This window comes from Listeria marthii (assembly GCF_014227425.1).
Lineage (GTDB): Bacteria > Bacillota > Bacilli > Lactobacillales > Listeriaceae > Listeria > Listeria marthii.
Map to the genome: position 1 here is coordinate 1 of NZ_JAASWB010000002.1, position 15175 is coordinate 15175.

The window sequence follows — 15175 nt, forward strand, 5'->3', positions numbered from 1 at the left end:
TTATTTTTAGCAATCACCGTTGTTAACTGACGTAATCCTGTATTTGAAGAAGTCTTTACGTCTACTAATTTGGGTTGGTCTTGGATATCCATAACTTCCAGATTGGGATTCGTTTCAAGATCAATGCTCGTTATTTTCGGTAACTGGCTTTGTGCATTTAAGGTAATGTTGTTAATTTGATTATTCTTTAACGCCAGACTTACTAAATTAGGTAATTGATTTATTGGAGAAATATCTGTTATTTGATTGCTATTTAAGCTTATACTTGTGACATTTCCCAGCAAATCTATTCCTGTCAATTCGCTAATTCCTTTGCTATTTGCACTGAGAGATGTAATTTTATTCAAGTCTTCTTGTGTTACTAGTTGCGTTGTGTCCTCTGATCCCGTTGCAGCTTTGGCAATAACTTTAGCTAAAGCACTATCAGGAAATACACTTGCATAGGTGTCACCAGTCTCAAGTGTTGTCTTGGTTTGTTTTAAAGAATTAGTTAATTCCTTCGCTTCTTTTGAAGGTGTATTTGTTTCTATATTCTGTTCATTTTCTTTGGCTTCAGTGATAAATGGATACGCACTTAATGATTGAAAGAGCAATATCCCGACTACAATGATAGAACTTATCTTTCTTTTCATGATTAATCTCCTTAGATGTTGAGGTATTTTATTGTAATAGTGATTATCTTAAAGAATTAGCTGCGTTCACTATTTGATGTTTGGTTTCATTTCGCCTCAATAAGTACTAATTATAGCAACACTAAGCCTTCCATTTGAACACAGTATGGGGATTTTTTCCATTTTGCGGCATTCCGGTTCACACATTATTCACATTTTTTTCGAAATCGGTGATATTTTTAGACTTATTGGTATTTTAAAAAATCACTCTCTCACAAACAACCAAAAATCCTATACGGCATTATTCCTCATAAAAAACGCTATAACCATTGTAATTGAAACGGTTATAGCGTTCTCCATATTGTATATTAAAGTTTCCGATTAATTATCCCAATCAATCTGATTGCCTTCATTTTTAACTGTTTGATAAAGTAGTTCTTCGTTTTCAATGAGATTCGTAATTATTTGGACAAGTTTTTCTGCTCGAGCTTCTGTTTCAGGCGATAGCGTGTAATATGCCACATACATCCCCGCTTCCGGATCAGAGCCCATTCCTTCTAAAACATCTGGTGCATGCTTAGCTAAATAATAGTTCAAAAATGCTTCCCAATTATAACCATGCATATAAGCATCTTCGTTAATTTCATTCATTTTCTTCGCAATTGTAACTACTTTCTCTGTGCTACTGTAAAAGCACACGGAAAGATTGTTTTCGATTTTTACTATTGATACGTATTTTTCCATGAAGTGTTGGCTCCTTTAGTGTAGATTTGTTGTGTATTTTTAGAGCATTACTTACCAGCCTTCTTCATATACTCCAAATAAGTTGCGTAAATCAACGCCCCAATCATAAATTGTATCAAAGATTTTTGGAGTTTGAGCAACTCCCCAATCAATAAGTCCGTTTACAAACTCTGCATTTTCATCAGCTGCTAGAGAAAGAGTAAAATAGTCTGACGTACCGCGACTAGCTATATAGATAGCCATAGCATAAATATCAAATCCGATATTAACTAGTATTTTATATTTAATGGTAAATATTCCAAAGATTGCCCTAGTCTGATTGTAATCTTCTTGATAAATATTGTAAACGTCCATTCCAAACTGACCTGCTTCAACTAAAGATGTTAAAACAGTTCCTAATTCCCCTAATTCTATATTACTAAGTTCTCCTGCAGCTTCTAGAGCAGAATATATATTTTCGAATCCTGAATAAATCTCTTCCATTTCAGTCGAATAGTCTTTACTATGTAATTCGAATGAATTAAATAAATACCTCGTTATACCTGTATCAATCCCTGTTTCTAAAGTTTCATTTAAATTATCTTGCAGTCCATCCCAATTGAAGTCCCCAGATGTAGTTTGACTTTCTACTAAATTACCATTGTTATCAAAAGAAAATCCAAAACGTTTTCCTACTTCAATATTCAAATGTAATTGGTTTTGTTTATATTCTTCGGTTTCCATATTATATGCACTTGTTAATTTTTTCTTGTAGTTCTCTTGCGTTAAAATATAGAACAAGGCAATAGGACTTGAGTTTAAATTAGTATACTGATGCAATCCTTCATTATATCTTCCCAATTTCTCGCGGGAAGTATTTCCCATAGAAACTAAATCATCACAAGGCATATTGGACCAATCAACTTGTGCAATATCTGAATCCAATAGAATATTTTGAACAACTTGTATTTCATTCATAAGCATTCCCACGTGGTGATTTAGCTTATGATAACTGCTTGTAACTTCTTCAAATCTAATTTCTAATTTATCTCCCAACATATGGTTTATGCCTCTTTTCTTTGATATGATTTACCTGCTGTTTGAGTAAAACCATTTGTTCTTGTTCCTGCTGCACCATCATATCTTGTTTGACTGTCAGCAGAAAAAACGGTATCCGAAGTAGATAAGAAAACTTGGTCAATTTGATTGGCCATCTGAATATCCACCTCTTCAAATGTATCTGCAAATAGTTGTAATTTATCCATATTAGCAGATATAACATCTGCAGCTATCGCTTTTAGTCCCTCTTCTTCATTGTCAAAACGTCTTGCTAACGCGCCATGGATATTAAAATCAAAACCTTCTTGTAAATCTAGTATAGATGTTCTAATTACTTCAGCAAGTTTTTCTACCTCCGTTATATTTGCAAGCAGTGCTTCTGAAATGATTTTTTCACTATCTTTAGAAAAACTAATTTCACCCATTTATAATCCTATCCCGTCTATATTATTTTGAACTGTTGTTTCTATCTCTCTAATCTCATCTAGGTATTCTCCAAACGTTTTTAATCCCTCTTCAATGCTTAACAGATGTTTTTCTGTTTTAAGCACCATTGCCAATACGCTACTCGTAAATGCTTCAGCTGCTTGACCGCTTAATTGGTTGTCAACTTCCTGCAATCGTCTTAAAACATCGTCATTTTTATCTCGAACTAGATTGACCTGTTCTTCTATCATCTCTCTATTTGTTTTATATGACCATCTGTCTATTTTTAATATAACTCCCATTTATTCACCTCTTCACATATATTTGTCTATTAATACCCAGCAAACGATCGATCATAAGCTCCATAATATAAATTTAATTTCTTTATCAGTTCATTTCGAACAGATTCATCAATATCTAAATTGACTATGGTTATTCTCGCCTCATCATATTCAATTTTAGTTGTTGCATAAGCTAAGTAGCAATACCGAGATATCCCATCTGCCTTTAGTTGTTTTATATAACTAATACGTTTTTGAATTTCATAATACAAATCTAAATACGTATTTCTATAGAATGAAGAAATATAAACAATCCGTTTTCTTAACTCATCTGAGCTAGCTTCTCCCTTGCTATCTGTCCACCCATTACACATATCAATTGCTGATGAAAATGTATCATGCAGATCAATGATTTCATTTTGAGACTTTCCTATTTGCGAAAAAAACTTTTGTAATTTCTCAATTCTTTGATCATAATTCATACTTTTTACCTGCTTTTTTTTGACTTTCTTCTTTTATTTTTAATCGAAATTCTTCTTTCGACAATTTTTTTACACTAGCTTTATTTTCCCATGTAGCCATTCTTTTAGCTAACTCTATTTCATCTTCATCTTCATAGCCTTTAAAAATAATAGCGGAAATATCCTCTTGATTAAATACTAAAATATCATTTGTAATTAAGCCTTCTGGATATAAACAGCCTGTATAATCAATATATACTGGTTCCCCGTCGAATTCTCTAACCATTTTTTTACTAATAATCATTACCTTTTTTAGCGTGTCTTTTAAATAGATAACGCTTCCAATTGCTAAATTTTTCTCATTTCTTTTGTCTTCATTCATGTTGTTTTCCTCCAGTAATAAATTTTGTTTTTCTATATATTTAATATATAATATTTCAAATATTTTCACAAGTGCCAAAGGATTTATCAAATAATATATTTAATAAAAGATTATGTGTATAAATAATATGATTTCCTCCCTAAAAAGAATGGAAACAGTATTTTAAAACCTAAATTATCTATTCTCTTACAATTTATTTTATTGTGTTTTTTAATATAGTATATGTATAAAAAGCTCGCCTTTAGGATTCGTTTTGAACCATATTAAAGACAAGCTTTTATTATTTATTTTTCACTAAAAACAGTCACTTCAAAACAGCAATTGTTAATAGGGTATAATCGTAAAGTTTTTAGTACTAAATTTCAAATGTTCACTTATACATAAACTCGCCTAAAAACAACTACAGTATACAGCTCCAATATCCATCGTCACTAATTCAAACTAATAAAATTATGATCATTAAATAAGTTCAACAACCCACTCTCCACACTGTCACCTATCAAGCAAAAATAGTCATCATAGCCACCATAAAAACCACCGGATTCAGAAACGAAAAAGACCATATGCTCTGAAAATCCAACTCCAACTGGGCATAACTTTTCTTTAATGATATCCTCATAACATTCTTTTACCCACTTTGGATCTAGCCATGCTGCAGGTTTCATAGGATTAAACTCCGAAACATCCGTATCATTAATATCAGAGTAAGCTTCATGCGTTATTATTAGCCCACCTAGATTATTAAAAAACTTCTCCGCACCTTGATTCAAGTAATAGTTTTTCTCCTCTAGAATACGGCGATAGTTATTAATATTTATAAATCTATCGGGATACCAGCCATTTTTTCGTAATATTTTGGTTACCTGTTCATTAAATGTATAGTTCATCTGTTCATCCGCTCAAAGAATTGGTTTTCGTGATTTAAGCTCTTATGCCTTATAAAAATTTTAAGTTATCAGTAGAAGAACACTTGGCGATTTGAGCGTCTGAAGGTCTTGTGTTCACAAATGTACTGCCGGATATATTTGTTCTAGAAAACTTCGTGTCTTCAAAAATACAATTTTCAAACGTTTAAGGTTTCCTACAATAAGTTTTATAGATTTACTCGCTCATACTTATATTCGATGTTCTCGGCCATAACTAAAAAAGGTAAGCCATCTAAATCATCTGTTTTAAATTCAAATAGAAATGAATTATCTCTGAATTTAGGAAGATTCATCCGCGAACTTTCGTAACTATCTTCGTGCACAAAAAGAAAATCTTCTGAAGTGTCTATATGTGAGGAAGTATATCCTGACAAAAAACAAACATTGCTAAATTTAATTTCTATTTCATAAAAATAACTAAGATCAATCCCGCCAATAATTTCGAGTTCATGACCATTAAATGATGAAATATCAAGGTCAAACCATAAGCGGCCATTTCTAACTAACTGATTAATTTCTGCTATTTTTCTTTGCATTTACTTTCATCCTTTGTTAAAGCTAGCAATATTTTCACAAACTTGTTACTGTATCTTTAGTAAACAAATGGAATTTATTGTTTGTAAAGGTTTTTTTAATACCTAAATATGATTTATACCCGCTAACTTCCACCAATTAAGTTAAGCCAACTCTGGGCTGATTCACTCCTTTTGAAGAACGTTGAAATTAAATGCACGTCGATTCTTCTGGTATCAAAATCCACGTAAAAAAACTACTAGCAATACATCTCGTTCCCGCTAGTAGTTCTTTTATTTTCTTTAAATAATTCTCGTCCTTATTTTTAATATATAATAGATTTGCATCACGAAGCATTAAACAGCAGCAATTTCGAAACTAATTTTGCTTCGATTCTGCGCCGTAAGTCTTCATCAACGCAAACGTGTGGATTTCCATATTCATCAAATAATACTCTTGTAGATAACGTTGTAATATAACTCGCATAGTGATCTAAAACTGCTCCAACTGCTTCTATATCTCCCTCTGATGCAGCAACTATTGTTTCGTAAGGTACTAGTCTATTTTTTCTCTGCGTTGTTTCATTCATTTCTAGTCTTCCTCCATTATCTTTTTTAATTCCGCTAGTGTACTGTTTCTCCTGCGTGATACCGTACGTCTGACTAAGTTCAGCTCTTCTGCAATTTTCCTATCAGACATACCGAGAATATAGGAAAGTAATATGATAGCTTGCTTTTCTTTTGGTAATAATTTAATAGCTTCTGCGATTATTTCTCCCGTTACTATTACCATACCTACATTTTCGACGAAGAATAGAAATTCCCTAGTCATATTACTTTCATAAATGACCTGTTTACCTAATTCTTTTTCTGACAAGCTCTCCATTGATACTTCATATTTTTTTAACCGTTCAATCTCTTTGTAGATATTTCTCGTCTCATTCCTCAATATTTTTTTACAATAGCTATCAAAGGCATGCTGTTTATGTTTTTTATGCGCTTGTAGATGCATCTACTCACCTCCTGTTTCTATCGCCCCATGTAAAAATTGCAAGGGTATCCTTCCCCTACATCACTATTACAACTAAATTCTATTTTTGGGACAGTAATCTTGAAAAAATGTTTAAAAAAAGTAAAAATCTGCATTTTAAATTCCAAAATTACTATCTTTGCTTCTCCTCTCTATAAAAATTATAAAATATTTTTTTGCTTTATTGCTAAAAATATATTTATTTTTGTAGTAACACTGAAACTATTTAGCAGCAAGTACTGGAAATGAGTAGCATACCATATAATTTTTGCAAAAAAAGAAAGAAGCCTAATAACTCAGGCTTCTTTTCTTATTAGATTTATTGTTTGTTTTCCATGCTGCTCATTTTATTTTTTACGTTTGTCGTTATTTCTTTTGCTCCAATATATTGCTAGTCCAGTTACTACAAGTCCTAGACCAATAAATAATAAAGCAATACCGTCATTATCTCCTAGCAGTGGTAATGGTCTAGTTTCTGCCATTTTTATTTCTGGGTCTACCTTATCTCGTGTTGATTTCTTCGGCAGCGGTTTAGGTATTTCGGTATTCATGATTTTTACTTCAACGATGCCCTCATGTGTCCCATCAATAGTTATTTTTATCGGTTCATTCATCAATTGATAATTATTCGGGGCAATAATCTCCGTCAATTCATACTCGCCAAATGGTAAATCTGCTGTTTCAAATTCTCCCGACTGGTCGGTCATAAATTCTGATTTGCCATCTTGTTCTATAAACTCACCTGTCTGTAAATCTTTTAATTTAAAAGTAGCAGCATTATTCTTGATAGGTTCTTTTGTTAGCTCGTCGCATTTGATTACTTTGATTTTTTCTTTGATGACTTGTTCTTTTACAGTGACAGTTACATCAGCCACTTCCGCTTCTTGGTTATAAGTCAAATCAAAAGGATACTTCTCACTATCCAACAAGTAACCAGTCGGCGCTTCTTTTTCTAGCCAGTAATAGCTATCTAATAATAAATTATCTGTTTGCGCTTGACCATCTTCAATCGTGACTGTATCCATTAACATATCATCTGAGGAACGATATAATTCATAAACAGCTCCATCTAAAACGGCATTTCCTTGGGCTATTTCGCCTGTTTCAGCATCTTCTTTAATTAGTTTAGCAGAACCTTTTTGCTCCACATCCACCGCTTGTACTTGTGTGTTTGTAATCGCAACATTTTGTCCTGCATATTTGATTTCAAAAGATAACTTTTCATCACTTAAAAGATAGCCAGCAGGTGCTTTTTCCTCTAGCAGATAATATTGTCCTAATGAAAGTGAACCAGATTCTGCGTAGCCTTTTTCATCTGTAGTTAATTCTCCTACTCGTGCATCACTGCTGTTATAAATCCCGTATACAGCTTCTTTTAGAGTGTAATTATCATTAGGCATACTTGCGCCAAATTCTTGACCGGTTTTCGTTAATTTAACAGTTCCCATTTGCTTATTATTATTAAAAATAAGTTCTATTGTTTCACTTGGCTTAATAGTGGTTGTTTTAACTTCTCCACTATTATGGTAGCCTGCTGGAGCTGCTATTTCGGTAACTTTTACTTGCGTCCCTTCTGGAATCCCAACAAGTTCAGCTATGCCAGTTGCATTTGTTACGACTGTTTTAGATGTGCCGCTGTATTCAAATTTAATGGTTGTGTTTGGTAATGGTTGATTTGTTTTTGGATCTATTTTTTTCACTCGCACGCCGCCGAGTTTTTTTACGTTCACTTTTAGTTTTGCTTTCCCAGTATCTTGTAAATGAAAATCTACCAGACTTTGGCGGTCTGCTTTGTTATAAACAATCGATGTTCCTAAAGCAGAATCTGGCACTTTAGAAAACATAATTTCTCCTGATTTAGAATTCTTATCTGCTTTTAATTTGAGTGTATTTCCAGTTTTCGTAACCTGGATTCCCGTCGCATTATTTGTGATATTCAGCATGTCTGTAACATTGCTCGTATCGCCCTGCACAAACTCTTGGCCTTCAATCAATGTAATTGTCTGCGCGTCCCACGATGGCTGTGTGTCGTGCTTCCTTACCTGCGCTAAAATTGTATCTCTATCCGTCCAGTAGTTAGGTAATGATGTCCACTCTAATTGTTCACCGAGCACTTCCCAAATAACTAATTGTGTGGTCGCAAAATCTTTATAACTTTGTTCAGATTGAGTAAAACCATAGTAAGCAACTTTAGATAACAAGTCTTTTTTACTACCCATATATGTTTCCGCACTATAGCCATCCTCTGTATTTGCGGGCGCGGCAGAATCGATACAAAAGACATCTTTACCATCCATCTTCATGTTCCAAATATCTTTGTTTTCTAATTTCTGCCCATTTGTAAAGCTAATTCCTGTGTAAAAATAACCTGTTTCATCGAGTCGAAGCGCAGCCGCTATCCCATTGAACGGTTGAAATAGATTTGCTAATATCATAACTACTAGCGCCATTGCGATTATTTTTACTTTCTTTTCCTTCCTTTTTTGACTGTTCATTTGTCTGTTTCTCCCTTTTGTTTTTAGTCAATTTACTTCTGTTAATTTCACCCGTAGCAGAAGTGCTTACATTTTTCTTGCTGGTTAAAAATTTCATTGTATTTCGACGTGCTCTTATTTAGTTGTCAAAGAACGAATGCAAACTTTTTTATAGCCTGCATAACTACTACAATTAGAATTTTCTTTTGGGTCATAAAAATAAAAAAAGCATACTATTAAGTACGCTTTTTAAATGAGTTTCATTTTGTTATGTTAATGGAAAAAAGAATCAAGATATCTATACATTTATTGAAAAAATAGAAAGCCTACTAAAATTGCAAAATAATTGGTATAGTATAAGATAATGAGTAATATTCGAGAGATTTGATATGTATAAATTGGTTATGAAAACTCATACAAGGGAACCAACAACAGAGAAAAAAATAATCCAAAGAGGTGCAACATATGTTTAATGAAAATGAGTTATATCCAGTGTTACTAAGCAATAACTTTTCTAAAGTTGACGATTTTCTAACTAAATATGGCATAGATAGTGTGGACAGGGACAATCGTTCTTTGTTAATGTCAGCAGTCGTAGAAAGAAAAATGAGCATTATCGAATATTTAATTGAAAAAGGTAGTAATTTGAATTTACAGGATAAAAACGGAATGACTGCATTGCATCTAGCTGCAATGCATGACTATACTGAAATAGTTGAGTACTTGATTTCAAAGGGAGCGATTGTTGATGCAGAAGACAATAATGGGAATACAGCATTATGGCGTGCGGCAATGCAGTTACCTAAAGAAGCTAAATCCATAGCTGTTTTATTGGAACACGGGGCTGATGTAACAAAGCAAAATAAGTACCAAATATCTCCTGAAGACTTATTGTCTGATGAATAGGAAGCTAAATGAAAAAAGTTAATATCTATATGGGAACTGAATCCTTAAAACGAGACAGTAAAAAAAGCAATTGATTAGGCTATGGATTGCCGATATTCTATCGGTGATTTGTAGCCTAATTTTTGTTGAATTCGATTTTGGTTATGATAACTATCACAATAAATATGGGCGTATTATATATGCTTCTGCACATGTATGTCATGCTGATCCTAGTACAACTATGAAATTATACGTATGTTAGTAAAAACTAGAAACTTGAATGAAGATAGAATCTCTAATTTCCTTCCAAAAATAAGGGGAAAATCATTAAACAAAAAAATCTCCAAACCGTTCATCCACCCTTTAATATCAAGGATTTCCAACGTTTCAGAGATTTATTTGATTTACTTATTTTAACGTCCTGAGAGGGATTCGAACCCCCGACCGACGGCTTAGAAGGCCGTTGCTCTATCCAGCTGAGCTATCAGGACAAATGGCACTGTCTTTTCAACAGCCAAATACCATTTTATGTTTAAATCGCTTGTTTGTCAATGGTTTTCTTTAAGTTATTGCATTTTTTCTTTTTCGGGTGCCTTTTGACCTAGTTATGCTTGATTAACGGGAATGTTTGGGTTAGGTCTGTTAGTTCGTTGTCGTCCCGGTCCATGAAGCGTACTTGAATGCCTTCTGGTGTGGAATCGATGAGTGCATAGGTTTTAATACGGATGCGGCCTCTTGGTAAGGAGATGCTTCCTGGGTTTAAAATGATGGTGTCGTCCAGCATCTCTGCGCCTAGTTCATGGGAATGACCGAAAAAGGCGAAATCTGCGTTTAGTTCACGTGCACGATATCGTAAATTCATGAGTGTCATCTTGATGTTATACAGATGTCCGTGTGTGGTTAAAATGCGGTAGCCGTCTACTTCTCCTACCCAATCATTTGGGAAGCCGCCACCAAAATCACAGTTGCCTCGAACAGTATGAAATCCCTGAATCGCAGGATCGTCAGCTTCTAATTCAGAATCCCCACAATGAATCATCGCATCGACTGTATTTTCGTATTTTTCTTTAAGATGTATTAAACAGTCACGTTCTGAGTGGCTGTCGCTAACTACTAATAATTTCATTTTGTTTCCTCCCCCGTGATACTGTTACTTATTTTCTCACTTTTTGGTTACTTTTTCTACTACTTCTGTTAAATCTTTTTCTAGTTGTTTAATAGCATTTGCACGGTGGCTGATTTCGTTCTTTTTCTCTGCTGGAATTTCTGCCATTGTAAGACCAAAATCTGGTAAGAAAAATAGTGGGTCGTAACCGAAGCCATTTGTTCCACAAAGTTGTTCTGCGATAACACCTTCTACTTCACCTGTGTAAAAAGATGTTTTCTCAGAAGGTGTGGCTACAGCAAGTGTACAGTGGAAACGAGCGGTTCTTTTGGCTGGTTCAACGCCTTCTAAATTTTTAAGTAGTTTTTCGTTATTTTTAGCATCATCATGGGCAACACCTGCATAGCGTGCGGAATAGACGCCAGGAGCTCCGTCAAGCGCGTCTACGATCAAACCAGAATCATCAGCAATAACTGTTTGGTTTAACAAGCTAGCGACCGTTTCAGCTTTAAGAGCAGCATTTTCAGCGAATGTTGTGCCAGTTTCTTCGATTTCGCCAATTTCTGGAAAATCTGCTAGAGTTGCAACTTCGATATTGAATTTAGCGAAGATTTTTTCGAATTCTTTTGCTTTTCCTTTATTTGCGGTGGCAATAATAATTTTACTCATTTTTTATTCTCCTTTAATCCGCGCTGTGACTTTTTCTCCGAGTGTTTCTTTTTGGATTTCGATTAGTTCGCTAATTCCTTTTTTACCTAGTGCAATCAGTTCAGCAAGTTCGGCTTCGGAAAAAGTAGCTTCTTCGCCTGTTCCTTGAAGTTCCACGAAAGCGCCGCTACCAGTCATAATTATATTCATATCTACTTGCGCTGCGCTATCTTCTACGTAGTTCAGGTCAAGCACGGTGCCGCCCTCTTCTAAAACGCCCACGCTTGTTGCTGCTAGGAAATCTTTAACCGGAAATTTAGTAAATGGCGTTTCTTCGTCTAGTTTGGCAATCGCCATAACCATTGCGATAAATGCGCCAGTGATAGACGCTGTACGTGTGCCGCCATCTGCTTGGATAACGTCACAATCAAGCCAAATAGTTCTTTCGCCAAGTGCGTCCAAATCAACAACTGCACGGAGCGCACGCCCGATTAAACGTTGAATTTCCATTGTTCTGCCGGTTACTTTGCCTTTAGATGATTCGCGGATGTTACGTGTGTTTGTTGCACGTGGTAACATCGAATATTCAGCAGAAATCCAGCCGCGGCCTTCTCCTCGCATAAATGGTGGTACTTTTGTTTCCACGCTTGCTGAACAAATAACTTTTGTGTTTCCTGATGCAATTAAAACAGAACCTTCTGGATGCATTAAATAATCTGGTGTTACTTCGATATTTCTTAATGCGTTGCTTTCTCTTCCATCAAATCTCATTATGGGCACCTCTTATTTTCCTAATTTAATATGTTCTACAGTCATATCTGGCATATTTAACCAGTCTTTTGCAATATCTTTAAAAATTTGTGTCGAACCCGTAGTGAAAAAACGGTGCTCGATTTCTTCATCTGTAGCATCTAATAAATTATGATAATCCAGTAAGGCGCTGACTTCACTTGCAGTTTCTTCTCCGGAGTTAATAACGGCAACACCGTCTCCCATGAAGTTCTCGATAATTGGTTTTAAAAGTGGATAATGTGTACAACCCAAAATCACCGTATCAATATTAGTACTTTTCAGTGGTAAAAGTGATTCGGCTACTACTTTTTTTGCAATTGCACTCTTATATTCGCCTGATTCTACGACAGATACAAATTTTGGACATGCGAGTGAATCTACTTCAACTCGGCGATTTAGTCCTTTCAGTGCTGTTGGGTATGCCATACTTTCGACGGTACCAAGTGTTCCTAGTACGCCAATTTTATTGTTTCTTGTTGCTTTTAGGGCTGCTCTTGAACCTGGTTGGATAACGCCTATAACAGGGATATCCAGTTTTTCGCGAATGTCATACAAAGCTGCTGCTGTTGCCGTATTACATGCAATAACGAGCATTTTGATGCCACGATCTACTAGAAAATTGGTCATTTCCCAAGTAAATCTAGCTACTTCTTCTTTGTCGCGTGGTCCATAGGGGCAACGTGCGGTATCACCTAAATAATATACTTGTTCATGGGGTAGCTGTTTTAGCACTTCTCGCACTACTGTCAAACCGCCTACTCCCGAATCAATAAAGCCAATAGCTTGTTTCACAGTCTCGCCTCAATTTCTTTATTAATTTCCAAATTTTTTTATCTATACCTTCCATTTTCTTATTTTTTCGGTTTTTTCGCAAGTCTTTTTTGAGAAAAAAGGTTTTTTATGGAAATTTATTTATTGTGCTTTCCATTTTAGGGTGATTTTGGTTATAATGGTGTATGAAAGTGGGGTATCCGAAATGACAGAAAAAGAACAGAATCAATACGAGGAAAAAGCACTCGTTCCAAGCTTTGGTTTAGATTTACTACGAGATTATTTAATTCCTGAAATACTTGGAGATGAAGCGCCTCACATTATGTACTGGGCAGGAAAAGATTTAGCACGCAAATTTCCACTTGGTTCCCTAGAAGAGATTGCCGAATTCTTTGAAGAAGCATCTTGGGGTGGATTCAGTATTTTAAAGGAAAAGAAAGATGAACTACGCTTACTTTTAGAAGGCGAAATGGTTGCCGCTCGTTTTAACGCGCAAGAAGAACCTACTTTCAGACTAGAAGCTGGTTTTATTGCCGAACAATTGCAATCACAGAAAAAACTGTACACAGAAAGTTACGACGAAATTGACAAACGAAAAAAACAAGTAACGATAATTGTTAAATGGGATCGTAAAGAAACGATTGATAACGAAGAACGCTACTAAAAGGATAAGCTTGCGGCGACAAAGGAAGAATTTACTTTGTGACTGCAAGCTTATTTTTTATTTATCTAATTCAAATTGATCATGTAAAACTTGTGCGGCTTCGACCATTTTACGTGCAGGTACAACGGTGGAAACTTTGATTTCAGATGTACTAATCATTTTAATTGGAATATTATTTTCTGTTAATGCTTCAAACATTTGCGCGGCTACCCCGGGATTACTTACCATTCCAGAGCCAACAATCGAAACTTTCGCCAGTTCTTGCTCGGATTCTAGTTTTTCGATTTGCAGCAGTTCTTTACTTTCTTCTAAAACAGCCAGTGTTGATAAAAGTGCGCTTGTTTTGATAGTGAAGGATAGGTTGCCGTGACCTAGGCCAGTAATTCCTTGGATGATAATATCTACATCAATATTATTTTCCGCTAATTTTGTAAAGACTTTGGACACACGCATCGCTTCTTTTTGTTTCCAGTGGATAGTTACACGGGTGATTTGGTCTTCAAAAGCGATTCCACGGACTACTTTGGTATTTTCCATTGTTAAATCCTCCTCGATCATTGTTCCTGGTTCTTGTTCGTGACTCGCTCGTACTTCAAGCGGGATCCGGAAATTTTTGGCATATTCAACGGAGCGCGGATGTAAAACACCAGCGCCAAGATTGGCTAATTCTAGCATTTCATCATAAGTGATTTGTTCTAGTTTTTGGGCTTTTTTGACGTAGCGTGGGTCGGTTGTGAATACCCCAACAACGTCCGTGCAAATCGCGCACTTGTCTGCTTTAAGAGCGGATGCGATGGCGACTGCGGTTGTGTCTGAACCACCCCGACCGAGTGTAGTAATCTCACCGTCTGTAGTTAAACCTTGGAAACCAGCAACAACCACGATTTGTCCCGCATCAAGTGCCGCTTCAATACGCGCGCTATCAATATCGGCAATTCTCGCATTGCTATGTACAGCTTCTGTTTCAATTCCCGCTTGCCATCCTGTATAAGAAATTGCATCGTGCCCTTTTTCTTTTAATGTCATCGCAAGTAGCGCAATCGTGATTTGTTCGCCAGTAGAAAGTAGCATATCCATTTCGCGTTTGTCCGGTGCCTCGCTAATTTCCTCAGCCATTGCGACTAATTTGTCGGTTGATTTCCCCATTGCGGAAACGACGACGATGACTTTATTCCCTTGTTTTTTTTCATAAATGGCTTGATCTGCTGTTTTTCCGATTTTATCCACGGTACTCACAGAAGTTCCGCCAAATTTTAATACGACTAGTCCCAATCTCGTTCCCCCCTGCCTTTTAGTTCTTTTTTTATCAATGGTTTTATTTTAGCGCATTTATGTGTTGAAGGGAAGTTTATTATATACAAAAGCTATTTTATCTGACGTGTTAGTTCATATATGTAACAATTTTTACGTAATAAAACGCCAATA

General features: G+C 35.4%; 19 protein-coding genes and 1 tRNA gene. 2 read left to right on the forward strand and 18 right to left on the reverse strand.

What is annotated here, in order from left to right:
• The 12 genes from HCJ55_RS02670 to HCJ55_RS02725 all read right to left on the reverse strand — a co-directional run.
• Positions 1-632 (reverse strand): leucine-rich repeat domain-containing protein (locus HCJ55_RS02670; RefSeq protein ID WP_323680852.1); only part of this gene is annotated, 632 nt, incomplete at its 3' end.
• Positions 633-992: 360 nt separating this feature from the next.
• The gene (locus HCJ55_RS02675) at positions 993-1355 is read right to left on the reverse strand and encodes an Imm51 family immunity protein (protein ID WP_185516934.1); all 363 of its coding nucleotides are present in this window, start codon (positions 1353-1355) and stop codon (positions 993-995) included.
• 51 nt (positions 1356-1406) lie between these two features.
• Positions 1407-2393 (reverse strand): hypothetical protein, encoded by a 987-nt coding sequence (locus tag HCJ55_RS02680; RefSeq protein ID WP_185516936.1) that lies wholly within the window; start codon positions 2391-2393, stop codon positions 1407-1409.
• A 5-nt stretch (positions 2394-2398) separates the two neighbouring features.
• The gene (locus tag HCJ55_RS02685; protein ID WP_185516938.1) at positions 2399-2818 is read right to left on the reverse strand and encodes a hypothetical protein; all 420 of its coding nucleotides are present in this window, start codon (positions 2816-2818) and stop codon (positions 2399-2401) included.
• The gene (locus HCJ55_RS02690; protein WP_185516940.1) at positions 2819-3121 is read right to left on the reverse strand and encodes a hypothetical protein; all 303 of its coding nucleotides are present in this window, start codon (positions 3119-3121) and stop codon (positions 2819-2821) included.
• A gap of 29 nt (positions 3122-3150) precedes the next feature.
• Complete coding sequence (locus tag HCJ55_RS02695; RefSeq protein WP_185398710.1) at positions 3151-3582, reverse strand: hypothetical protein; 432 nt, start codon at positions 3580-3582, stop codon at positions 3151-3153.
• Positions 3572-3943 (reverse strand): DUF4176 domain-containing protein, encoded by a 372-nt coding sequence (locus HCJ55_RS02700; RefSeq protein ID WP_185516942.1) that lies wholly within the window; start codon positions 3941-3943, stop codon positions 3572-3574. The genes HCJ55_RS02695 and HCJ55_RS02700 overlap by 11 nt, the downstream gene beginning before the upstream one ends.
• A gap of 431 nt (positions 3944-4374) precedes the next feature.
• Positions 4375-4830, reverse strand: coding sequence for an SUKH-3 domain-containing protein (locus HCJ55_RS02705; RefSeq protein ID WP_185516945.1), 456 nt, complete (start codon positions 4828-4830; stop codon positions 4375-4377).
• Positions 4831-5036: 206 nt separating this feature from the next.
• Entirely contained in the window at positions 5037-5405 is a 369-nt protein-coding gene (locus HCJ55_RS02710) for a hypothetical protein (protein ID WP_185503645.1), read from the reverse strand.
• A gap of 323 nt (positions 5406-5728) precedes the next feature.
• Positions 5729-5971, reverse strand: coding sequence for a helix-turn-helix domain-containing protein (locus tag HCJ55_RS02715; RefSeq protein ID WP_185516947.1), 243 nt, complete (start codon positions 5969-5971; stop codon positions 5729-5731).
• A gap of 2 nt (positions 5972-5973) precedes the next feature.
• The gene (locus HCJ55_RS02720) at positions 5974-6393 is read right to left on the reverse strand and encodes an RNA polymerase sigma factor (RefSeq protein ID WP_185503646.1); all 420 of its coding nucleotides are present in this window, start codon (positions 6391-6393) and stop codon (positions 5974-5976) included.
• 365 nt (positions 6394-6758) lie between these two features.
• Positions 6759-8906 (reverse strand): MSCRAMM family protein, encoded by a 2148-nt coding sequence (locus HCJ55_RS02725; RefSeq protein WP_185516949.1) that lies wholly within the window; start codon positions 8904-8906, stop codon positions 6759-6761.
• A gap of 444 nt (positions 8907-9350) precedes the next feature.
• Here HCJ55_RS02725 and HCJ55_RS02730 point away from each other — a divergent pair, with 444 nt between their 5' ends.
• Complete coding sequence (locus tag HCJ55_RS02730) at positions 9351-9791, forward strand: ankyrin repeat domain-containing protein (protein ID WP_185503648.1); 441 nt, start codon at positions 9351-9353, stop codon at positions 9789-9791.
• 396 nt (positions 9792-10187) lie between these two features.
• On the opposite strand, the gene HCJ55_RS02735 is transcribed toward HCJ55_RS02730, so the two are convergent.
• The 5 genes from HCJ55_RS02735 to racE all read right to left on the reverse strand — a co-directional run bounded on the left by HCJ55_RS02735 (position 10188) and on the right by racE (position 13107).
• Positions 10188-10261, reverse strand: a tRNA-Arg gene (locus HCJ55_RS02735).
• Between the two features lie 110 nt (positions 10262-10371).
• Positions 10372-10896, reverse strand: coding sequence for a metallophosphoesterase (locus HCJ55_RS02740; protein WP_008947599.1), 525 nt, complete (start codon positions 10894-10896; stop codon positions 10372-10374).
• A gap of 36 nt (positions 10897-10932) precedes the next feature.
• Positions 10933-11544 carry an XTP/dITP diphosphatase gene (locus HCJ55_RS02745; protein WP_185391201.1) on the reverse strand — a complete coding sequence of 204 codons (612 nt, stop codon included), beginning with the start codon at positions 11542-11544 and terminating at the stop codon, positions 10933-10935.
• Between the two features lie 3 nt (positions 11545-11547).
• Positions 11548-12294: a ribonuclease PH gene (rph, locus tag HCJ55_RS02750; protein ID WP_008947596.1), complete on the reverse strand. Its 747-nt coding sequence runs from the start codon at positions 12292-12294 to the stop codon at positions 11548-11550.
• Between the two features lie 12 nt (positions 12295-12306).
• The gene (racE, locus tag HCJ55_RS02755; protein WP_008947595.1) at positions 12307-13107 is read right to left on the reverse strand and encodes a glutamate racemase; all 801 of its coding nucleotides are present in this window, start codon (positions 13105-13107) and stop codon (positions 12307-12309) included.
• Positions 13108-13255: 148 nt separating this feature from the next.
• Between racE and HCJ55_RS02760 the strand changes: the two genes are divergently transcribed.
• Complete coding sequence (locus HCJ55_RS02760; RefSeq protein ID WP_185502650.1) at positions 13256-13750, forward strand: YslB family protein; 495 nt, start codon at positions 13256-13258, stop codon at positions 13748-13750.
• A 57-nt stretch (positions 13751-13807) separates the two neighbouring features.
• Here HCJ55_RS02760 and HCJ55_RS02765 read toward each other — a convergent pair whose 3' ends face one another.
• Complete coding sequence (locus tag HCJ55_RS02765; RefSeq protein ID WP_185516951.1) at positions 13808-15022, reverse strand: aspartate kinase; 1215 nt, start codon at positions 15020-15022, stop codon at positions 13808-13810.
• Positions 15023-15175: the final 153 nt, after the last annotated feature.

Coding starts and splice junctions, on each gene's coding strand:
- HCJ55_RS02675 (WP_185516934.1), bottom strand. CDS start 1,355: ATGGAAAAATACGTATCAATAGTAAAAATCGAAAACAATCTTTCCGTG.
- HCJ55_RS02680 (WP_185516936.1), bottom strand. CDS start 2,393: ATGTTGGGAGATAAATTAGAAATTAGATTTGAAGAAGTTACAAGCAGT.
- HCJ55_RS02685 (WP_185516938.1), bottom strand. CDS start 2,818: ATGGGTGAAATTAGTTTTTCTAAAGATAGTGAAAAAATCATTTCAGAA.
- HCJ55_RS02690 (WP_185516940.1), bottom strand. CDS start 3,121: ATGGGAGTTATATTAAAAATAGACAGATGGTCATATAAAACAAATAGA.
- HCJ55_RS02695 (WP_185398710.1), bottom strand. CDS start 3,582: ATGAATTATGATCAAAGAATTGAGAAATTACAAAAGTTTTTTTCGCAA.
- HCJ55_RS02700 (WP_185516942.1), bottom strand. CDS start 3,943: ATGAATGAAGACAAAAGAAATGAGAAAAATTTAGCAATTGGAAGCGTT.
- HCJ55_RS02705 (WP_185516945.1), bottom strand. CDS start 4,830: ATGAACTATACATTTAATGAACAGGTAACCAAAATATTACGAAAAAAT.
- HCJ55_RS02710 (WP_185503645.1), bottom strand. CDS start 5,405: ATGCAAAGAAAAATAGCAGAAATTAATCAGTTAGTTAGAAATGGCCGC.
- HCJ55_RS02715 (WP_185516947.1), bottom strand. CDS start 5,971: ATGAATGAAACAACGCAGAGAAAAAATAGACTAGTACCTTACGAAACA.
- HCJ55_RS02720 (WP_185503646.1), bottom strand. CDS start 6,393: ATGCATCTACAAGCGCATAAAAAACATAAACAGCATGCCTTTGATAGC.
- HCJ55_RS02725 (WP_185516949.1), bottom strand. CDS start 8,906: ATGAACAGTCAAAAAAGGAAGGAAAAGAAAGTAAAAATAATCGCAATG.
- HCJ55_RS02730 (WP_185503648.1), top strand. CDS start 9,351: ATGTTTAATGAAAATGAGTTATATCCAGTGTTACTAAGCAATAACTTT.
- HCJ55_RS02740 (WP_008947599.1), bottom strand. CDS start 10,896: ATGAAATTATTAGTAGTTAGCGACAGCCACTCAGAACGTGACTGTTTA.
- HCJ55_RS02745 (WP_185391201.1), bottom strand. CDS start 11,544: ATGAGTAAAATTATTATTGCCACCGCAAATAAAGGAAAAGCAAAAGAA.
- rph (WP_008947596.1), bottom strand. CDS start 12,294: ATGAGATTTGATGGAAGAGAAAGCAACGCATTAAGAAATATCGAAGTA.